This window comes from Runella defluvii, assembly GCF_014195535.1.
GTDB lineage: Bacteria > Bacteroidota > Bacteroidia > Cytophagales > Spirosomataceae > Runella > Runella defluvii.
On record NZ_JACIBY010000026.1, the window covers coordinates 19,131 to 38,210 of the forward strand.

A 19,080-nucleotide genomic window follows, 5' to 3' on the forward strand; every position below is an offset into this window, starting at 1 on the left:
ATTATTATCTTTTGTTAGTCGGTACCTTTGCTTTTTTTCTTTCGAAGGGTGCGCAACGATGCTACAACCATGGATAGTATTTCATTAGTCTCTCGCATCAAGTCGGCTATCCTTTCTCGCGGCACTAAGTTTGATTCAGTTACAAGTTCGAGCCAGTAGAGTGTTTCATCTGCTTCTTCTTCAACAATTTTAAGCTTATTTATCATGTCTGCCAGCGATTTTGCCCTACAAACAGCTCGATAATTTGCTCCTACTGACGAGGATGAGCGAATGAGTTGTTTACCATAAATATCTGCACTCCTACTCGAAGGAAGGGCGTCAGCTAATCGTCCAATCCGAAGAGCTAGCTTTTGGGTTCTTGCTTTAAATTCGTCAGCATTCATGCGATTTAATTAATTTGATTAATAAATAAGACTACTAAAATAATCGAATTAATCGTAAATCGTATAATCGTATAATCGTTTTAATCTAAAGGAACTGTTTCCCTCCGTCCACCACAATGGTTTGGCCCGTGACAAAATCAGAGGCCGACGAGGCGAGGTAAAGGGCTGTTCCTACGATATCCTCAGCCGTAGAGGAACGTTTAATTGCGCCACGTTCTACTCCGTATTTCTGCGCATTTTCAATCAAATTTAAACTAGCATCGGTCAACGTAAATCCTGGAGCAATCGCGTTGACGGTAATGTTAAACTCGCCTAATTCTTTGGCCATCGACCGCGTTAACCCAATCACGCCCCCCTTGGAGGCCACATAATGTGACCACATGGGCGAACCACTCATGACTGTTGCTGATGAAATATTGATTATTTTACCCGTACTCATTTCGCTATTGGCCGTACTTGCACGACGCTCCTGAATCATGTGCTTTGCGACGGCTTTGGTACACAACCACGCCCCTTTCAGGTTTACATTCATCACCAAGTCCCACTCAGCGACGGTAATTTCATAAAATGGCTTTCGTTGAATGGTGGCATAAATCGCGGCGTTGTTGACCAACACATCTATTCTCCCCCATTTTTCTATGACCGTACGAGCCATTTGTTCCGTTGAGGCTTCATCGGCTACGTCCACTTTCAGCGCCAAGGCATCTTCTCCCACCATGGCCGCCGTTTCTTCGGCTCCTGCAAGATTCAAGTCACAGACAGCCACTTTTGCCCCAGCACTGGCAAATCCCAACGCGAAAGCACGTCCTAATCCTCCTGCGGCTCCTGTGATAATGACTACTTTCTCTTTCATGCTAATCTCTTTTTAATGGCTCTGGGTTTTACAATTCACCTTCTTTAAAGGCTAACTCAATACGTTCTGCATCTAGCATGGACTTGGCCAGGCGTTTCCCAAAATCGGTCAGCAAAGTCGGGAAGACGTAGTTTTGTAAAATCTCGTGAACTTCCGCTCGCGTAATGCCAAACCACCGTTGAATGATGGTAATCCCGCCCGATGAGTAACGCCACAATTTGTCGGCATCTTTCATCACGGCGTCGTTCAATGAGCGGGCTACAGACGTGGTATCATGCCCATCTATGATTTGAGCAACTGCTTCGATGCGAGTTGTTTCAAACCCTGCCTCCATCATTATTTCTTTGGCTACTTTTACCCCTTCCACTTCGTGAAGTCGTTGGATGTCGGGGTATTTTGCTCCTGGACCAAAAGCTAATAAAAGTTTGTCCTGAGGGACTTTTGACCAACCCGTATCGTGTAGCAAAATGGCAGGCAGGACGATTTCTGCCTCTGCTTCTGGGTAATAATCAAGCAGTTGTTTGGCAAAAGTCATCGCTACCAACGTATGAACATCGTTTGAACGAACGTTGAGGTGAGGCTTAGCTGCTTGCCATAACGTACTGTATTGGCCTAACAAATCACTCATTTTTGGTTTATTTTAATGGTTCTTATATGTGTGAAGGGTTTCTCAAAACCCGAGCGTCGCAATCAATTGTGTCGAGGGTTTCTCAAAACCCAAGCGTCGCAATCAATTGTGTCGAGGGTTTCTCAAAACCCAAGCGTCGCCAATTGTGTCGAGGGTTTCTCAAAACCCAAGCGTCGCCAATTGTGTCGAGGGTTTCTCAAAACCCAAGCGTCGTAATCAATTGTGTCGAGGGTTTCTCAAAACCCGAGCGTCGCAATCAGGGTCGGGTTTTGAGAAACCCTCCGCACTGGACACGGATTCTTTACATACACACCATACGTCGCAATCAGGGTCGGGTTTTGAGAAACCCTCCGTACTGGACACGGATTCTCTACACACACCACACGTCGCAGTCAAAGTCGGGTTTTGAGAAACCCTCCGCACGGCACGAAACCCTCGACACGACAGACACGTTGCTAATAATTAAGATAAATCGTTTTTAACTCCGTGTAGGCTTCTAACCCGTAATGTCCTTTTTCGCGACCAACACCGCTTTGTTTTACTCCTCCAAAAGGCACATCTTGGTACGAACGGTGAATGTTATTAACCCACACCGAACCTGCTTCCAACTCCTCCGCTATGCGTAATCCTGTTCCCAATTGTTGGGAAAAAACATAAGCGGCTAATCCATAGTCAGAATCATTGGCGAGCGAAATAGCTTCGTCGATGGTCGAAAATTTCATGACACCGACCACGGGACCAAAGGTTTCTTCGGTCATGATTTTCATGCCAGGGTTAGCATCTGCTATAACCGTGGGAGGGAAAAACCAACCTCGGTCGTACATTTCTCCCGTCAGGCGTTTTCCACCTGTTCGTACGGTAGCTCCTTTGTTAAGCGCATCTGCAACCTGAAGTTCGCTGTTTTGGTAAATTTTTTGGTTCACCAACGGCCCCATGTCCACGCCATCAAAAGGGAATCCAACCTTGATTTTTTGGGTCAATTTTACTATTTGTTCAACAAACTGCTCATAAATGGTTGCATGAACATACATCCGATTCACTCGGTAACAAAACTGTCCGCTGTTGGCAAAAGCGTGTTTGACAATGGCAGGGCAAGCTATCGCCAAATCGGCATCTTCGCAGACAATCACGGGCGACTGCCCCCCGAGTTCGAGCGTAATTCGTTTGTTGAGGCTTGCCGCTAATGCCCCTATTCGTTTTCCCGTCGCTGTTCCGCCCGTAAAGGCGACTTTTGACGTAATGGGATGTTCAATCAAAGCATTCCCAATTTCGTGGCCATAGCCCGTAATGACGTTCAATACGCCTTCTGGATAACCCGCCTCTTTAAACAACTCCGCAAGTCGCAAGGTGGAAAGAGGGGTATCCTCGGAAGGTTTGGCCACTACCGTACAACCCACGGGCAGCGCTGCCCCAATTTTCATACAAAGGAGCGTAATTGGATAGTTAAAGGGCGTTATAGACACCATTACGCCAATGGGTTCACGTACGACCAGTGCTTTTTCTCCTTCCAAATTATGAAGCGGAATTTCTCCTTTGAGACGTAAGGCTTCTTCGGCATAAAAATCCAGCAGGTCGGCACTACGGCCTATTTCATGAATACAACCTGCTATGGGTCGCCCAAGTTCGTTGGCTAAAATACCACCAAGTTCCTCGGCATTTTTACGCATCAGTTGGGCCACCGCATGTTGTAATTTGACCCGCTGGGCCGTCGGTTGTTTTTTCCATTTTCGAAATGCTTTTTGGGCACTTTCTAACGCAAAATTCACGTCCAACCCATTCCCTCGGGCGCACCTCCCCACGACTTCGGCGGTACATGGGTTTAAAACCTCAATGTACTGCCCAGAGTCAGGAACGTGGTCATTATTATTGATGAAGTGATTCATATGTTTAAAGTATCTCGCAAAGCAGCATTTTACGGGTTTCGGCTAAATCTGCTTGGGCCATTTCGACCGATTCTGGCAAATCTAACAGCGGAATGATGTCGCGCTCGAGGCGATTGGCGTAAAGCGTGGGCGTTAGTTTAAACCAATCAGCCGCAACACTGACACCCACTACGTGAAAGCGCCACAGTTTGTCCGCATCCCGAACGATTTTATCTTCCAACGATTTGGCAAAACTCCGTGTATCGTGTCCGTCGATGATTTCAGCTACTTTTTTGATAAATGCCTCCTCATAACCCAGTCCTTTTAGCACTCCTTCCGACAAGCGTACACCCTCTGATTCGTGCAGATACCGAACGTCGCTTTGCATAAAGTTTTCTGACTGAAACCCTTTTTTAAAAATATCATCTTCGTCGATGGAATACCAACCGATGTCGTGAAGAATGATACCCGCCGCCACTAAATCGGCATCGGCGTCGGGATAATACTCCAACAATCGGAGAGCATACGCAAACGAAAGCGGAATATGGACATCGTTTTTACGAACGCGCATATACGTTTCCGCAGCCTTGAAGATAAGAGCGTATTTTGTCATAACAATTTCAAAAGGTATTGAAAACGAATGGGCAAATGTCTTAGCTATTAGCCATTTTTTATTCACCCATTCGTCATTCGATGATTCGTCATTCCTATCAAGCTGCTTCTACAATCAGCACTTCGCCGCTTGAACCATTTACTTTGATTAAGTCGCCCGTTTTGATGGCCGTACTTGCCGACCCCGTCCCCGTAACGGCTGGCAGTCCATACTCACGGCACACAATGGCCGCGTGCGACATCATTCCGCCAATATCAGTCACCGTTGCTTTGATTTTTCCAAAAACAGGAGCCCAACTAGGTGCCGTCACGCGGGTGACTAAGATTTCACCTTCCACGAGTTGGTCAAGGTCTTCGGCTGAAGTAATCACCCGCGCTCTTCCTTCTACTACCCCTGGCGACGCCGCCATGCCTTTGAGCGAGCTTGTATCGTCGCTTCCACCTAGCCAACTTTGAACGCTTTCGGTGGTAATACCCCACAACATAATCGTGAAAGGCTCCGTAATCACCGCTGGAGGTTCGTTGTAAGCGGGTTTTGGAGGGGCTGTCGCCAACGCTGCCAAAATTCCCTTGCGGCGTTCGATTTCTTGGGGCAAATAATCGGGGCCAATGTACGGCACACCAATCGCCCACGCATTGCCATAGTCGAAGATAATTTGCCATATTTCCTCCCGACGGAAGTAGAAAATATCCTCCACATCGCTCCAAAAACCTGCCTTTTGGAAAATAGCACTAAGCTCCCGCATTTTGCGCCAAAATACGCCCAACGACCAGTGTTCAATGTAAAAATTATGGTTTTCAACGTACGGAAACACCAAACGTGCCAAGCCTAACTTCCCTTCAAAAGCCGCGATGGCTTCATCATTGGGGAGCAAATCGCGGTATTCTTCGGTGATGCGCTCTCTTTCTGCCGCAATGGCTTCGGTAGGGCGGTCGATGTTCTCACCTTTGAGCAAACGACCTGTGTAGGTTTTTAAGTACCCAAAAGGAATATCAAGGTGGTCGCGCCAGTACTTGTCTGACGAATACATCCCGTTGCCAGAGGTAAAATTAAACCACGGATTTTTTGCTGCCTCCCAAGCGGCCAACCATTGCTGCCCATTTTCGCTCGTTGCAAGTGCGGACAAAGCATCATTGACGTCGTTTTCTAACACCACCGCCGATACATTCAATTCGATGGCCAACTTGGCTAATTTGCGAATCTCTTCGTCGGGGCGGAACAAATCCACTTCAATCCCTTGCACCATTTTGGCTACGGCCAAATCAGGAATATTTGGGAAAGATTCTTTACAAAAACCAAAGAAGTCTAAGTACGCGGCATAACCCAAGTTCAAAAACTCGAAGTGGTACATACACACTTCATAACACAGCTCAATAAGGCGATTGTAATTTTGAGATAGTTGCAAACTTGGGTCGGTTCCTACTCCCCCTTTTACGTCTTCGATGGAAATTACGTCGGGAAGTGGCTCAAATTTGAGCGTTTCCATGTCTTTAATCACTCGTTGAACTTTCTGATGCCAATTATCCAACAAGTCATTCCAATTCATAAAGTAATGCCCCGCACGCTCCAAAAACTGAGGCACACGGTCGCCTATCAACTCGGGAGACACCCCTACTGGACTCATGTAGCAATAGCCATTGTGAATCTTAAAATCCACACCATTGGCAGGCGGAATCAGCCATTGACGCGTATTGTAAGCCCCCAAACAGCGAACAAAAAATTCGACCGTAATGGCATCAAAAGGTTTAAATACGTTAGGCCAGTGCTGAGAATCACAAAAGAAAAACTTGGCTTCTTCGCGTTCTTTGAGGTTGTCGTGAAACAACATGTAGTAGGGATACAACTCCCTCCACCCTTCCGAACCCGCTGGTGCTTTATCGTCGTAGGGACTAATGAACTTGGTTGCTGACATTGGTTTGATTGATTAAAGTGGTTTAAGAATGGACTTTTTAAATGACGAATGATCCGAATGGCGAATTATTCGAGTGATGACAATTCGTCACTCGTTATTCAAATAATTCGTCATTCATTACTCGTTCTATTTTTTGCTTGCCAAAGGGTTGATGAGGCTTCCTACTAAGCCTTCCATGCCCATTTTGAAAGCAGGAGCAGTGGCGGTTTTTTTCTGCGACCAAACCGTTTCTGGACGGCTTTGAAGTAGCGTAAAATTTTGTCCTTCAGGCAAATCGGCATCAATGGCCCACTCAATATCCTGCGGGCATTTGTAGTGTTTTTCAATGATTTTAGCCATTCGGCACACTTCCTTTACCTCTGATTCGGTAAGCGAAGGCTGCGAGGCACGGTCCTCTGGGACTTCACGAGTCAGCACTTTTCGGCTCACTTTATCAGGGACGTGTTCGATGTGTTTGTGTTGGATATTGGCCTTCACAATGTGCATCATTACTTTGTCAACCAAGTAGTTATCGGGCGTCACTTCTCCCGACACCACGGCTTCACCCAAGCCCCAAGCGGCGTCGATGGCAATGGTGGAGCGGTCGCCATTGGTGGGGTTGAGCGTCATGGCAACGCCAGCGGTACGGGCATTCACCATTTTCTGAACCACTACACTCATCAGCACTTCGTTTTCGACGATTTTTTGGTCACGGCGGTAGTTGATGGCCCGAGAGGTAAACAAACTTGCCCAACATTTACGAACGTGTTCCAAAACCGCCTCCTCTCCCACTACCCACAAATAAGTATCTTGTTGTCCCGCAAAACTCGCATCGGGAAGGTCTTCGGCCGTAGCACTCGACCGAACCGCCACGGGCAAATCATCGTTTGCGTTACATAGTTCACACAACGCTCGGTACGACTGCTTGATGCTCTCGGCAACCTCAGCAGGCAGCTCAGACGCAATGATGAGTTGGCGAATTTGTGCCGAAATAGCGTCCAATTCGGACACTTTCTCAAAAGGAATCGAAGCTACTTTTTGGAAAATAGTTTCGCCGTGCCCACTATCATGCAAAAAGGCTTCATAGGCATGAGTAGTCACACAAAAACCGATGGGTACGGGCAGGTTGGCGCAGGTCATACTGGCTAAACTCGCCCCTTTGCCACCCAGCAAAACGTAGTCGTTGGGAGTGGCGTCCTTGAAGAAAAGGGTATGTTTCATTTACTTGCGAATTGTCCTTTTAACTTACCATTCAACTTCCAGCGCAATGGGTGCGCGAAACGATGTATTGAAAGCAAATTCAAATGTCTGATTGGGTTTGAGTTGGAGTTGCGGAAAGCGTTTTGTCAGCTCCTCCAGTACGATTTTAAACTCTAATTTGGCCAACGGAGCACCTAAACAATAGTGGATTCCACTCCCAAACGATAAATGTTCTTTGGCATTCGTACGCTCAATATCCAAGGTTTCTCCGTTCGGAAATACACTTTCGTCGCGGTTGCCAGAGCCCATGATGAGTAACAAATTAGCCCCTTTTGGAAAGGTTACTCCCCCAACCGTTGCCTCTTCGGCAGCTCGGCGTCGCCACGTTATCACGGAGGGATTGAAGCGAAGAATTTCTTCAATTGCCCCAGGAATGAGCGCGGGATTAGCGCACAATTTTTCCCAATTTTCGCGGTATTTCAACAATTCACGAATACCGTTCCCCATCAAGGAAGTGGTGGTTTCGTGGCCTGCAAAAAGCTGGTTGTAGCACATGGCCGCAATCTCTTGGTCGTTGATTTCGTAGCCTTCCTGCTGCAAACGCACCAAATCGCTTGGAAAATCGTCGCCCAGTTGTTCCTTACGGCGGGTGACCATGTCTTTGCAATATTGCCAATACTTAACAACTTGATTGGCATGAAAAAGCTGTTCTTCTTCGGTCGTTTCGCTGAAAGTCAGCATCATGCGACTAATCGCCCATGCTTTTACCTGCGTCACTTCTTCTTTGGGAACGCCTAGCAACATAAAAATTACAAAAGCAGGCAAATCATACACCAGTTCTTTGACCAGCTCAGCGTGGTTGTTCTGCTCAAACTTCTCAATCATTTCAATCGCCAACGCCCGAATGTCTGGTTCAAGCTTCCGAAGTCTTTTAGGAGTAAACGCCATCGTAACAATCCGACGAATACGAGTATGGTCAGGCGGAATCCGCCCTGAAAGCCCCGAAAGCCCTACGATACCGCCTTCAACCATGATTTTACGCACCGAATCAGGGACGGGTTTGGGGGGAGTTTGCGCATTTTCAGACGTAAAAACCTGCCAGTTTCCAAAGATTTCTTTGATGTCGGCATAGCGAGTTACTACCCAATAACCCAACTCTTCGCTAAAAAAAATGGGTTCTTCTTCCCGCGCTTTTTTGTAAACGGGAAAGGGGTCGGTCAGGTCGAAAGGTTTAAACTCTTTCGATAACTTAGAATGATAAGGGCAAGCCGAAATATCCATGATGTAGCGGTCGAATTTGCGATTAAGGGATGCATTTGCTTGAATGATGAAACGAAGGTAAGAAGCGATTCTTTGGTTTTTCTTTGGTTTTTGTTGAAGTATTTCAATTTATTTTTGAAATATTCAAATAAAGGCTTCGCATGGCTTCTGAAGGCATTCCCATGTTGAATTTTTTCAACGATTCGCAGTACACCCGATACTGTCGATGAATGGCGTCGATGCGCCTTACTGCCGCAAGTGCTTTGATTTTTTCTTGGTGGGCCATTTCCAAGCAGGGGTCTTCGGCCAGGGCTTTATCGGCGTATTTGATGGCTTCGTTGGGATTGCCCAATTGCCGATGCACCGACGCCAAACTATACAACAACTTATGGTACATTTCGCGGTACCAAAATCGGCGGCTCCAGCACCAATCGTTGTCGTTGTTTTCGACGTATTTCATTGGAATATCGCTGAACAAATCGCCCCGATACAAGCGTTCGGCTGATTCGTAGCAGATTAATCCTTGTTCTAAATTAGCTACTTTTAGTTCTTGACTCCCTTTAAAACACAATTCTTCGAACATCGGAAGGTCAATCCAACTATCGTAGGGCAGCGCCAAATAATAATGACTATGCTGATAGACTATAAACGGAGAGTCTTTTTGCGACACATCGCTACCACCCAATGCCACCCGTAAATACCGAATACAATGGTAAAGCCGATTGAGCGTTTGGGTTGTATCCGCCTCATCTTTCCAAAGCAAATCTGCCAATTCTTCCAACGTTGCGCCTTTTTCTCCTTTTAAAAGTAAGTATGAAAATAAGGCTTTTAGTTTCTTGGTTGCTCCCCCTTTGGAAGACCAATCGATAAGCTCCCCGTTTTCGCGATAGACTTTTAATTCCCCCAAACACCGCACTTTCCAGCGTCCTTCGTCCGTTTTGGCGTTAAATGTTGTCAAAGGATTCTGAACTGCGTACGTTATTTTTTCTACTTCTGCCTCGGTTGAAATCCCCTTAGATTGCACCGTTTTAGGTTCTTTTTCGGGAAAAATACGCTCATACCACGCTTCAAATTGCAGTTTTGGGGTAATTCGACGAAGGACTTGACTCGGCAAATAATACGGATTAGCCTGTAAATGGTCGTGAGAATACAAAAAAGGATGGGCGTACAAACCTAACAGCAAGTGTTCGTCGAGCAGCAAACTGCGGTTGTATAAACAATAAATTGTCAGTGATTTTCGGCCAATGAGTTGTTGTAGATATACCAAAATATCGCGCAAATACACCGAGCCCGAAGGCGTCCGAATGGCCCACGACATTTCTAAAAAGAGTATGGAAGGTACCGTGCCGCTCGTCCACTGGTTTTCAAGCTCTTCGACAACTTGCTTAGCCCGAATGACTTGCTCCCGTAATTTTACGTCGGATGAATTGATAAAACTCCCTTGGTCAATGTCCAATTGGCGTTGCCTAAACCCATCTTTTACGACCGATACGGGCCGTTCATCGCATACATACAGCCAATTTTTACTTTCGTGGGTCAATGAAAGTAAGTTTTGAAGCAGTTCTTCCGAAGCGTCAAAAAACAATCCAATAAAATTCCCGTTCACGCCTTTCACTCATTCTTATTATTTCAACCAAAATTAGTGAAAGGCGTGCGTTCCTATTCAATTAATCCTATTTTTTCTTGCTAAAATAAGAGAGATGCTGGGTTTATTGCCCAATCAACTGCTTCACTTCTGACACCGACAAGATATACGCCAACTGGGCAGCATATACATCGGCTTCCGCTTTGGCAATGAGCGCTTTGGTTGTCAGCAAATCGGTTTTGAGATTCATCCCTACCGATTGTTTGTCTTCTTGAAGCTTTAATTCTTCGCGACGGTAATTCAACGCTTTTTCGGCTACCCCAATCAACGATTTGCTTTGAACCGTTTTGCGGTACGCTTTTTCCAAGTCGTACGTCAATTGTTGCTGGGTATTTAGGATGTTTTCTTGGGCTTGTTTTAATTGAAATGAACGTTGTTTTGCTACCTGTTTGTTGGTGTACAAATCCTGCAAATTCCATTTCAGGTTCAACCCAACAAAGGGGTTGTTCATGGGGCTAATCGGATTCCCACTTTGGAAAACATACCCCGCCACCAAACCTACGTCAGGACGGTCGCTTAGCTTAGCCGCTTTGATGCCCAATTCGGCCTTGTTTTTGGTCAATTGAGCCATTTGAAGGTCAGGATTTGACGACACCTCCCCCGCCAACGTTGCATACGCAGGTAATTCAGGGAGAACGGGCACTTGGCTTTCCACTTCAAAATTGTCATCATTGATTCCCGTCAACTTGGCCAAATCCGATGTATAGTTTTGGATTTGGTAGGTAAGTTTAAGGATGTTTTGCTCTTCGTCGGCAATGCTTGCCAGCAATCCCGCACGGTTCACTCCAATCGTTTTTCCAGCTTCCAGAGCGTTCGTAACATCCTCCAATTTTGCCTTGGCCAACTCCCATTTTGCTTGTGCCTCCGCCAATTGTTTTTGGTTGATAAGAATCCCAAAATACAACTGCTCGATGCCATATTTGATTTGGAGCGTTATTTTCTGTTTTTCTTTTTCGGTCAAATTCACCTCCAACTTACTGGCTTCTACTCCTGTTTTGATTTTGGCTTGTTGCGAAAGAGGCTGGTAAGCCGTGACCCCTGCGTTGTACATGTTGTTTTTACCAACAGTAAACGTTTTATCGACATTCGGCAAGGGCACTTGGTTAGTCGCACTCAACGGAATCACACCGATGGTTCCTGCGGGGATGGTGATTTCGGCCAAATTAAAATTATACTGGTAAGAACCATTAACGTTGACCACAGGCAAACGCTTGACTTCGTCTTCTTTGATTTTGGCTTGACGTTCTTCGATTTGAAGTTGTTTGATGGCCAAAATATGGTTGTTTTTAAGTGCAATGTCTGTAAGCTGACCCAACGAATATGTCGTCGATTGGGCTAGGACTGTTCCCCCAAAAAGCACCAAAAGCACTACGGGGATGGTTTTATTGAACGTTTTCATGTGCATTTCATTTCGATGTTAATTCTTCTCTTTGATCCAACCGATGTACAAAATAGGGACGGTCAAAAGCGCCATAATCATGCTCCAAACCACACCAAAGGCCAACACGCTCGCCAACGGCGCCCACATGGGAGACTTGGAAATAATCATGGGCAACACCCCAATCGCCGCCGCCATGGCCGTTAGGAAAATAGGGCGCAAACGTCGCTTGCCACTTTCGATGGCCGCCGTTCGGATGTCCATGCCGTGTTTGCGAAGTTCATTGGTATAATCCACCAAAATAATGGCGTTCCGAACCACAATTCCCGAAAGGGCAATCAACCCGACAAAGGCCGTAAAGCTGAAGTTGTTTCCAGTTACGTAAAGACCTAAAATCGCCCCAAATAAGCTCAATGGAATCGTCAACATCACAATCGTGGTTTCCTTGAGGTTTTTAAATTGGAACAATAAGATGAAAAATATAGCTACCAAACTTACTGCCAGCGCCGTCACCATTTGGCTCAAGGTTTCTACTTTGTTTCCTTGCTCGCCCCCGTACTCAATATGATAGCCATTGGGTAGTGCTATTTTTGCAATTTCGGGTTGTACTTGTTTCAGCAATTCGGCGGGCAATACATTTTCCACTACTTCCGACTGAATGGTGAGGGTACGCACGCCATTTCGGTGCATAATTTTGCCCGTTTGCCACTGAGGAACAATGTCGGCGATTTGACGGAGAGGCACGTTTACACCCGTAATCGGCGATTTTAAATAGACCTTTTGGAGGTCGTCGGTGTTTTGCCGTTTGATATCGTCTAATCGAAACACAATGCTTACGGGGTTATTTCCTTCGTACATGGTCGAAATCGCCGCCCCACTAAAACCCGTATAAACCGTTTGTGAAACGCTGGTGGTGGTAAACCCTAGCCGACTTGCTTCAGGCTTGAGGTTTATGCCGATTCCGTAATAATCTTCCGCAAAATCTTTTCGTACGTACTTACTTCCGTTGGCTTGTTTGAGAATGGCCTCGACCTGCCCCCCAATTTCTTTCAATCGGCCCATGTCATCCCCTACGATACGCACCTCCACGGGCGCTTTCAAGGGCGAACCTTGCTGCATCAATTTAACGAAAGTCGTGCCTTCAGGAATCGTCGTATCGACTTTTTGGCGCAGTTCTTCTGTCAATTCTTCCGCCGTTTTATCGGTGGTTGTGTTGACCAAAATTTGGGCATAGTTAGTTGTCGGAAACTCAGGAGAGAAATTATAGTAAAACCGTGGCGCCGCCGTTCCCGTAAACGTCGCATAGGTGGTCACTCGTTTGTCGTTTTTAATCAACGCCTCGGCCTTCAAAATCGCTTGATTGGTTTTATCTAGCTTGGTTCCCGTCGGCATCCAAAGTTCGATGACAAATTGATTTCGCTCAGCGGCAGGAAAAAACAATTGGCGAACCCCTTTGGCAAACAAAACTCCCGCCAGCGCAATTGACAAGAAACTCACCGCAATCGTTGTTTTAGGAAATTTTACGCACACATCCAACAACCGATTGTAGCCATCTTGCATGTAATCCAACAACGATTTGCGTTTAGCAGGCGCATTTTCTTCGTGCTGGTGCAAGCCTTTTTTGATAAAAACATAGCACAACAAAGGCGTCAACAACATCGCTACCACAAAGGATGAAAGTAAGGCGATGGCAACCGTAATGGGCAAGGCAAAAATAAACTCACCGATGCTACCATTGAGCAAAACCATGGGCATAAAGGAAGCGATGATTGTCACGGTGGCTACCAAAACAGGCACTACTAAATCGTTGGCACTTCGCCACGCTGCGGTCCAGCGGTCGATGCCCTCGTCAAGCAATTCAACGTAATTATCGGCAATAACAATCGCATCATCAACCACCATTCCAAGCACCAAAATCAACGCCGCAAGCGATACTTGATGAAGCTCAATGCCAAGGGCGTGCATGAGCGCAAACGTCACCGCGACAGTCACAGGGATGGCCGTAGCAGCCACCGCTGCAATGCGAAATGGCAGCAATAAAATCACCACGATAATCACCGAAACGATGGCCAAGAAAAACTCTTTGATGAAGTGCGAGATGTTTTCTTGTACCAAATGAGGCTGGTTAACGATGGTCGTTACGGTAACATTTGAAGGGATGACTTGTTTGGCAAGCTCAATTTTTTGGTCAATGGCTTCGCCAAACTTCACGATGTTGTTTCCCTCTTGCATCTGCACAGTCAGCAAAATGGCTTGTTTTCCATTGACGGTTATAAGACTTTGCGGTTCGGTGTAGTCGCGTTTGAGCGTAGCCACATCACCCAATTTTACCAGCGACCCCGATTGCGACGTTCCTACAATTTGATTGGCGAGGTCGTTTTCGGTAGTAAAATACCCATTCGTATATAAAGGTGTTTTGCTGTTGTCCGTTTTGATGTCACCCGTTGGGTTAATGGCATTTTGCGATTGCAGCACCTTCACTACTTGCTGCAAACTCACGCCGTACTGCGACATCTTTTCAGAGCTGGACGAGACAACAATCTCTTCTTTCTGTTCGCCAATGCGCTTCACTTTTGACGTGGCAGGAATCGCGCGGAGGTAATCTTCCAATTTTTGAGCGTATTCCTTTAATTCCGTGGGGCTTGCGGTTGGACTTTCCAAGGCAATCACCATGGCTTCGGTATCGCCAAAGTCAGAGTTGACCAACGGGCCTCGAACACCTTCGGGAAGGTCGAGCTGCTTGGCTACCAACAACTGATTGCGCAATTTGCTCCAAAAAATATCTGGTTGTTTTACCCTTTCTGTCAATTCCACGTTGATAACAACCACACCGTCTTTGGTGGTAGAGTACGTTTTGGCCTTGTTAACTTCTTCGTATTGAAACAAATACTGTTCGAGTTTCTTAGTCACTTGGTCTTCCACTTGGGCAGAATTCGCCCCTGGAAAATAGGCAATGACCAAGCCCGAACGAATGGTGATTTTGGGGTCTTCGCGGCGGGGCATGTTCAACAATGACTGGATCCCGACGGCAAACAACATCAACAAAACCGACAATGTTATTTGCTTGTATTTCAACGATGCTTGAATGATATTCATGGCTGTCTATTGGTTGATTGAAACCACGGTTCCGTCCGTAATTTTTGTTTGTCCTGCTACCACCACACGCTCGCCAGCTTGCACGCCTTTGGTGATTTCAATTTTGTTTTCTATCATTTTACCAATGCCTACTTCGCGCTTAAACGCCTTGTTTTGAGCTTTATCCACGACATAGACGTAGGTTTGGTTGTTCAAATCATGGATGATACATTCGGCAGGAAGTAGTAATGCCTGCGAGCTGGCATCGACCTTGATTTTTGCTTCGGCAATCATCCCAGGGCGAATTTGGGAGGCGGGATTGGCCACCTCAATCTTGATGGTAAACGCACGAGTTGTAGCGTCGGCGGCAGAACCAACCTCAATCACTCGCCCCATAAATGTTTTTTCCAGCGCCGAAACGGTAATTTCGGCGCGTTGTCCAATTTTGATGTAATGAAGTTCACCCTCAGGAATATACGCCAACACCTTTACTTTACTAATGTCCGATACGACAAAGGCTGGAATACCGACACCCACAATTTCGCCCGTCTCGGTAAGTTTTTTCAACATCACTCCCCCAATCGGCGAATACAGCTTGGTGTCACTTTCGTTTTTGGCGTGAAGTTGCTGCTGAAGTTTGGCTTGTTGCAAAGAGAAATTCACCTTTGAAAAATCACTGTCTGTGACACTTCCTTTGTCGTGCAAGGTTTTCAGACGCGAAAATTCGTCCGAAACGGCATTGACCTGAACATCCGACAATTCTTTGGCGATGTGGTAGTTGGTAGGCTCCAAACTTGCTACCAACTGGCCTTTTCTGACCATTTGGCCTTCTTTGGCCGAAATAAAATTTACTTTACCCGCCACCAAAAAGGCTAGCTTCACGGTGGTATTTCCTTCGATATTACCACTGACCGACACATCGTTTTTCACGGTCGTGGTCTGCACTTCTTCTATGCTAACGGGAATGACGGCTTCGGCCGTTTTTTCAACCGATTTTTCAGGTTTTGAATTACAACCTACCAGCAATGCAACTAAGGCTGGTGCGGCAAAAATGACTGTCTTTTTCATGGGGATTGCGTACCTTTTGTTTTGATGCTACAAAGGTCGCGGGTATTTTTCCCCCAATTTTTAAGATAGATTAAAAAATGAACTGATTTTCATTTTTTAATCAACCACCCCATTTTAAGCAATTTGCCCACGAATTACGCTGAGGGTTTGTTGGGTAATGCCCAAATACGACGCCACGTGCCCAAGCGGCGCCCGAAGAAGAATGTTGGGATACTCGGCAATCATGCGCTCGTAGCGTTCTTTGGCCGAATGAAACTTCAAGAAGTAATTGGTATCGGCTAGTTTTTTGATAACACCATACAAAATGAGTTTTTCTAAATGACTCACCTCAGGTAGCTTGTTGCTCAGCTCCGTAAAGTCACGAAAATTGAACGAAGTAACCGTAGTTGGCTCTAAGGTATCGCAGCCGTACGCAGAGGATTGTTGGTAAAAAATACTTTCCACTGACATCAACACGGAATCTTCGGCAAAGAAACCGTGGGTGATTTCTTTGCCATCTTTTTCGTAAAACATCCGCAAAAGTCCTGATTCGATAAAATAGACGCGTTGGGGAGAATCGCCTTCGGCAAATAAAACCTGGCCTTTGGGGTAGGTCTTGGTTTTGGAATGATGCTGTACCCAATCGACGAGCGAATCTGAGTAAATACCGTGCTGTTTGAGGTACGACAATATGTCCATCGAAATTTGCTTCTTGAGTTTGAGGGGTAAAGTAATAAAAAATCCGTTTTTAAAACTCTCGCTCCCCAAATTCGCTCGATGGTAACTTGGCTTTACGGTCGGTTTTGTTGAAGCTATACGAAAGGTTTAGCAAGAAAATATTGGTTTCTTGGATGTAGTTGGTAGTCGTATAAAAATTGGCACCCCAAGTCGAGATCCGTTGTTCATTTACTTTCATTTTTCCAAAGGACGTATTTTGCCAAAGCAGCGAAACGCTCATTTTGTTGTTCATCAATGATTTCTTTATCGAAAAATTGGGTTGATAAAAACGCGAATCTTCTCCCTGCGCCGTATTTCTAGCTGATAAATACGAGAGGTTAAACTGCGTGCTCAACGTTGGCGTAAATTGGTAATTGAGGTTAGTATTGATGGAATAGACCCAACCTTGACTATTGACTACCACCGAGTTATCAAACAATACCCCTTTAATTCTTAGATTATAAACGTTGCCTCCCACAAAGATTTTCAGCTTCTTGGCGGGCGAAATTGTCACCCCGATTTCTGAACCCATCAAGCGCGCTTTGCCTGCATTGGTATAAATTCGATTCAAAATCGTGTCATTATATACACTGTTGACGCGGTTGACAATGTTGGTAATTTGTTGGCGATACACGTTCCAGTACAACGATACCTTTTTATAATCTTTGGTGAGCCCAAGCTCATAAATCCCTACAAACTCAGGACGAATATTAGGGTCGCCCTGTTCGAGGGTTTCGCTGTGTTCGCGTTCAGGATAAGGATTCAGCTCATTGTTGGTCGAGCGTTGCACGCGGCGACTGTAAGCGGCTTTGAGGCGAAGGTCTTTTCCCATATCGTACAGCAAATTGGCCGAAGGGAACAAATTTGACAATTTCAATTCATTCGGCTTTCCTCCTCGGTCATCCGTAAATTCCCGCAAAGCGTTCTCATACCTCAGTCCCGACGAAAATTCCAGCTTTTTGTACTTGCCCGCGTACTGCGTATAAAGACCATGTATTCGGTTATAAATAGCAACGTTGGCCGTAAAAGCAGGGTTAACCACCAACGGCTGATTGTTTCCATTTTTCTCAGAATACACAAACACGCCCTCTTGGTTTTGTTGACGATATTGGTAACCTATTGAGAGTTTCCCAATGCCTAGTTGCTTTTCGTAATCGGCTTTGAGGCGGAGGGCGCGGAGCGGATTCGAGCCCGTATTGAGGGTGTATTGAAGGGTATCTCTGAGGTTATTGATGTTGATATTGCTATTTTTGGTAAAGCCATCAATCATCGCATCTTCGTACAAACCCGAAACGCTCAAGGCGGAGGAGTTTTTGAATTTGTGGGTATAATCGAGGTTTACGACCTTAAACTCTCCCGATTTGAGCACCAAATTGGGGTTATAATACTGCGCTCTCCCCACCATTTGGCTGGTAAGAATATTTCTTTTAGTATTGTTTCGGTAATAAATATCTGCCGTTCGGTACTGGTCGCGGCCACCCACATATACGCCCGCCGAAAGTTCATCCGATTTTGAAATGGTATAAATGGCGGAAGCCCGCAGGCCATAGTTTTCGCGTTTTAGGCTTCGCTCTCCGTCGCTCGGGAACTGGGTCAGTACATTAGTAATAATGGTATAAACATCTCCTACGCGTTGTCCTGCAATGTCGTTTTTGAGGTAATTGCCCGAAACCGTCACGTCCCACTTTCCTTTGCGGTAATTGAGCGTCGCATCGGCCCCATAGCGGCGGGGTTCAGTGGCGTTTTCGTAGGCTTTCAGACGAGGCAAGCCGTATTGGAGATTGGTGGTTAGCGACAACCCGTCGTTAGTACCCGTTTTGGTGATGATATTAATAATTCCCGCTTTGCCATCGGCGTCGTATTTGGCCGAAGGTGCAGTAATCATTTCTATTTTTTCAATGGTATTGGCGGGAATTTGCGACAAAATTGTGGCGGCATCAATTTGCGAAGGTTTGCCATTGACCAAAATCAAAAAACCTTTTGACCCTCTGACCAAAATTTCCCCTTCGGCATTGACCATCACCGACGGGATATTTTTTAGCACATCGGTGGCCGTCCCGCCCCTTGCTACTTCAAACTGTTCGGCCTTAAATACTTGTTTTTCGAGGGTTGCTACAACGTTGGGTTTGATTCCAGTCACCGTTACCACGTCTAATTGTTGGCTCGTTGGAGTGAGGGAGATCGACCCCAAATCTAGGCGTTGACTGGCTTTGTCATAACTCACTTCGATGTACTTGGTTTTGTAGCCAACGTACTCGACTTTGATGACGTACTTATCGTCTTTTAGACCCACAAACTGAAACGACCCTTTGTCGTCGGCCACCTCACCTTTGACCATGCTACCCTGCGATTTGGACTCCAACCGAATGGTGGCGAACGACAATGGCTCGGCTGTCAGCGAATCAACAAGTTTACCTTTGATAAAACTGCCCGACTGTGAATAGCTCGTCAAAGCCAGTAGAACTAACAATGGAATAAAAATCAACTTTTTCATAGAATGGGGTAAATTCAACTTCTCATTACAAAAG

14 protein-coding genes are annotated in these 19,080 nt (G+C 45.9%); all 14 read right to left on the reverse strand.

Annotation, left to right across the window (positions count from 1 at the left end; all coding sequences use genetic code 11):
- Positions 1-14: 14 nt before the first annotated feature.
- The gene (locus tag FHS57_RS30095; RefSeq protein ID WP_183980258.1) at positions 15-383 is read right to left on the reverse strand and encodes a four helix bundle protein; all 369 of its coding nucleotides are present in this window, start codon (positions 381-383) and stop codon (positions 15-17) included.
- Positions 384-468: 85 nt separating this feature from the next.
- On the reverse strand, positions 469-1,236 hold the full coding sequence (locus FHS57_RS30100; RefSeq protein WP_183980260.1) for an SDR family NAD(P)-dependent oxidoreductase: 768 nt from the start codon (positions 1,234-1,236) through the stop codon (positions 469-471).
- 28 nt (positions 1,237-1,264) lie between these two features.
- On the reverse strand, positions 1,265-1,864 hold the full coding sequence (locus FHS57_RS30105; protein ID WP_183980262.1) for an HD domain-containing protein: 600 nt from the start codon (positions 1,862-1,864) through the stop codon (positions 1,265-1,267).
- Positions 1,865-2,319: 455 nt separating this feature from the next.
- On the reverse strand, positions 2,320-3,747 hold the full coding sequence (locus FHS57_RS30110; protein ID WP_183980264.1) for an aldehyde dehydrogenase family protein: 1,428 nt from the start codon (positions 3,745-3,747) through the stop codon (positions 2,320-2,322).
- 4 nt (positions 3,748-3,751) lie between these two features.
- On the reverse strand, positions 3,752-4,339 hold the full coding sequence (locus FHS57_RS30115; protein ID WP_183980266.1) for an HD domain-containing protein: 588 nt from the start codon (positions 4,337-4,339) through the stop codon (positions 3,752-3,754).
- Positions 4,340-4,436: 97 nt separating this feature from the next.
- Positions 4,437-6,251 (reverse strand): PEP-utilizing enzyme, encoded by a 1,815-nt coding sequence (locus FHS57_RS30120; RefSeq protein ID WP_183980268.1) that lies wholly within the window; start codon positions 6,249-6,251, stop codon positions 4,437-4,439.
- Between the two features lie 126 nt (positions 6,252-6,377).
- Positions 6,378-7,451, reverse strand: coding sequence for a PEP/pyruvate-binding domain-containing protein (locus tag FHS57_RS30125; protein WP_183980270.1), 1,074 nt, complete (start codon positions 7,449-7,451; stop codon positions 6,378-6,380).
- Between the two features lie 24 nt (positions 7,452-7,475).
- A complete protein-coding gene (locus tag FHS57_RS30130; protein ID WP_183980272.1) occupies positions 7,476-8,711 on the reverse strand; it encodes a cytochrome P450 in 1,236 nt (411 codons plus the stop codon).
- A gap of 103 nt (positions 8,712-8,814) precedes the next feature.
- Entirely contained in the window at positions 8,815-10,296 is a 1,482-nt protein-coding gene (locus FHS57_RS30135) for an AfsR/SARP family transcriptional regulator (RefSeq protein WP_183980274.1), read from the reverse strand.
- 103 nt (positions 10,297-10,399) lie between these two features.
- Positions 10,400-11,734, reverse strand: a complete 1,335-nt coding sequence (locus FHS57_RS30140; RefSeq protein WP_183980276.1) for a TolC family protein — start codon at positions 11,732-11,734, stop codon at positions 10,400-10,402.
- 18 nt (positions 11,735-11,752) lie between these two features.
- Positions 11,753-14,809 (reverse strand): efflux RND transporter permease subunit, encoded by a 3,057-nt coding sequence (locus FHS57_RS30145; protein ID WP_183980278.1) that lies wholly within the window; start codon positions 14,807-14,809, stop codon positions 11,753-11,755.
- A 6-nt stretch (positions 14,810-14,815) separates the two neighbouring features.
- Complete coding sequence (locus FHS57_RS30150) at positions 14,816-15,856, reverse strand: efflux RND transporter periplasmic adaptor subunit (protein ID WP_183980280.1); 1,041 nt, start codon at positions 15,854-15,856, stop codon at positions 14,816-14,818.
- 114 nt (positions 15,857-15,970) lie between these two features.
- Positions 15,971-16,534: a Crp/Fnr family transcriptional regulator gene (locus FHS57_RS30155; RefSeq protein ID WP_183980282.1), complete on the reverse strand. Its 564-nt coding sequence runs from the start codon at positions 16,532-16,534 to the stop codon at positions 15,971-15,973.
- Between the two features lie 49 nt (positions 16,535-16,583).
- A complete protein-coding gene (locus FHS57_RS30160; RefSeq protein ID WP_183980284.1) occupies positions 16,584-19,046 on the reverse strand; it encodes a TonB-dependent receptor in 2,463 nt (820 codons plus the stop codon).
- Positions 19,047-19,080 lie beyond the last annotated feature (34 nt).

What these genes read in the sequence shown, in the direction of transcription:
- FHS57_RS30095 (WP_183980258.1), bottom strand. Translation starts at nt 383, where the DNA reads ATGAATGCTGACGAATTTAAAGCAAGAACCCAAAAGCTAGCTCTTCGG.
- FHS57_RS30100 (WP_183980260.1), bottom strand. Translation starts at nt 1,236, where the DNA reads ATGAAAGAGAAAGTAGTCATTATCACAGGAGCCGCAGGAGGATTAGGA.
- FHS57_RS30105 (WP_183980262.1), bottom strand. Translation starts at nt 1,864, where the DNA reads ATGAGTGATTTGTTAGGCCAATACAGTACGTTATGGCAAGCAGCTAAG.
- FHS57_RS30110 (WP_183980264.1), bottom strand. Translation starts at nt 3,747, where the DNA reads ATGAATCACTTCATCAATAATAATGACCACGTTCCTGACTCTGGGCAG.
- FHS57_RS30115 (WP_183980266.1), bottom strand. Translation starts at nt 4,339, where the DNA reads ATGACAAAATACGCTCTTATCTTCAAGGCTGCGGAAACGTATATGCGC.
- FHS57_RS30120 (WP_183980268.1), bottom strand. Translation starts at nt 6,251, where the DNA reads ATGTCAGCAACCAAGTTCATTAGTCCCTACGACGATAAAGCACCAGCG.
- FHS57_RS30125 (WP_183980270.1), bottom strand. Translation starts at nt 7,451, where the DNA reads ATGAAACATACCCTTTTCTTCAAGGACGCCACTCCCAACGACTACGTT.
- FHS57_RS30130 (WP_183980272.1), bottom strand. Translation starts at nt 8,711, where the DNA reads ATGGATATTTCGGCTTGCCCTTATCATTCTAAGTTATCGAAAGAGTTT.
- FHS57_RS30140 (WP_183980276.1), bottom strand. Translation starts at nt 11,734, where the DNA reads ATGAAAACGTTCAATAAAACCATCCCCGTAGTGCTTTTGGTGCTTTTT.
- FHS57_RS30145 (WP_183980278.1), bottom strand. Translation starts at nt 14,809, where the DNA reads ATGAATATCATTCAAGCATCGTTGAAATACAAGCAAATAACATTGTCG.
- FHS57_RS30150 (WP_183980280.1), bottom strand. Translation starts at nt 15,856, where the DNA reads ATGAAAAAGACAGTCATTTTTGCCGCACCAGCCTTAGTTGCATTGCTG.
- FHS57_RS30155 (WP_183980282.1), bottom strand. Translation starts at nt 16,534, where the DNA reads ATGGACATATTGTCGTACCTCAAACAGCACGGTATTTACTCAGATTCG.
- FHS57_RS30160 (WP_183980284.1), bottom strand. Translation starts at nt 19,046, where the DNA reads ATGAAAAAGTTGATTTTTATTCCATTGTTAGTTCTACTGGCTTTGACG.